The sequence below is a fragment of the Bowmanella yangjiangensis genome, assembly GCF_017255015.1.
GTDB lineage: Bacteria > Pseudomonadota > Gammaproteobacteria > Enterobacterales > Alteromonadaceae > Bowmanella > Bowmanella yangjiangensis.
The window spans coordinates 1-649 of sequence record NZ_JAFKCS010000437.1; the positions used below are offsets into that span (position 1 = coordinate 1).

A 649-nucleotide genomic window follows, 5' to 3' on the forward strand; every position below is an offset into this window, starting at 1 on the left:
CTGGTGCAGTTGGTCATGCCCGCCCGCCACACGATGCCTCAGCCACCTGGCTGGTCTGCTCCGTTCGCCGCCGCCCGGGCGCCATGATCCTGCCGTGGCGAGCGACCAAAGAAGGCCTTGTAGGCGCGGCTGAAGGCCGCCTCGGACTCGTAGCCGACCGCAAAACCCACGTCGCCGATGCGACTGTCCTGGGTGGCCAGGAGGGTCCTGGCCAGCGTCAGCCGCCATTCGTTCTGGTAACGCAAGGGCGCACGCCCCACCAGTGTGCTGAAACGCTCACAGAAACTGGAGCGCGACATACCAGCCAGCTTCGCCAGCGCCTCGATCCGCCACTGCTGCCTGGGCTGTTCATGAATGGCCTTGAGCGCACGTGCGATGCGGGCGTCGGACAGACCGCCCAGCCACCCCGACGCGGCGCCCTGCTGGACCCAGGTGCGCAGCACGCGGATGACCGTGAGGTCGATCAGCCGCGAGACCATCAGCGCCCCACCGAGCTGCACGTCGCGGGCTTCCAGCAGCATGAAATGCAGCAGCCCCTCGGACCACGCAGCGGCCTCGGCCTGCCGGATATGAATCAGCCATGGCAGGGCGAACAACATGGCGCGGAAACTGCCGGCATCGAACCAGAAGCGGCAGATGGCGAGCGTGG

General features: G+C 67.5%; 1 protein-coding gene. It reads right to left on the reverse strand.

What is annotated here, in order from left to right; translation table 11 throughout:
* Positions 1-38 precede the first annotated feature (38 nt).
* Positions 39-649, reverse strand: a 611-nt coding sequence (locus J0A65_RS25015) for an AraC family transcriptional regulator (RefSeq protein ID WP_206596932.1), incomplete at its 5' end; no start/stop codon positions are given.